The organism is Roseovarius ramblicola (genome assembly GCF_042430665.1).
GTDB classification, from domain to species: Bacteria; Pseudomonadota; Alphaproteobacteria; order Rhodobacterales; family Rhodobacteraceae; genus Roseovarius; species Roseovarius ramblicola.
The window spans coordinates 1-514 of the sequence record NZ_JBHMEC010000044.1 but is presented as its reverse complement, the minus strand read 5'-3'; the positions used below and the strand labels follow the sequence as shown (position 1 = coordinate 514).

Below are 514 nucleotides of genomic sequence, written 5' to 3'. Positions count from 1 at the left end.
GGACGATCTCGGCGGTGCCGAGGGCCGAGAAGCTGTTCATGAGGGCGATGCGGATGTGGATTTCGGCGGTCTGGCGGTCGGGGTCTCTTGCGGCGATGCGCTCGCCGAAGGCTTTCAGGTAGCGCATCCTCGCCTCGATCCTGCTGCGGGCATGGTATCCAGTCCATCGCTTCCAGAGTGCCCGCCCGTAATATCGCGTTGCGCGCAGGGTTTCGTTTCTGGCGCGTGCGGCCGGGCAGTTCTCTTTCCACAAGCGTCCGTTCTTGCGGATCGGGATGATCGGAACGGCGTCACGCTCGATGATGGCCTTGTGGCAACGGCGCGTGTCGTAGGCGCCATCGGCGGTCACGGTGCCGATCTGCTCGTCCTCCGGAACCTGGCCGAGCAGGTCGGGCAGCACGGGGCTGTCGCCGTCGCGACTGGGGGTGAATTCGACGGCGCGGATGTCGGACGTGGCCGGGTCCATGGCCAGATGCACCTTGCGCCATTGGCGACGGCCCTGCATGCCATGCTT

1 protein-coding gene is annotated in these 514 nt (G+C 66.0%); it reads right to left on the bottom strand.

What is annotated here, in order from left to right; translation table 11 throughout:
* On the bottom strand, positions 1-514 hold a 514-nt coding region (locus ACFFU4_RS18325; RefSeq protein WP_377071343.1), incomplete at both ends, for an IS5 family transposase.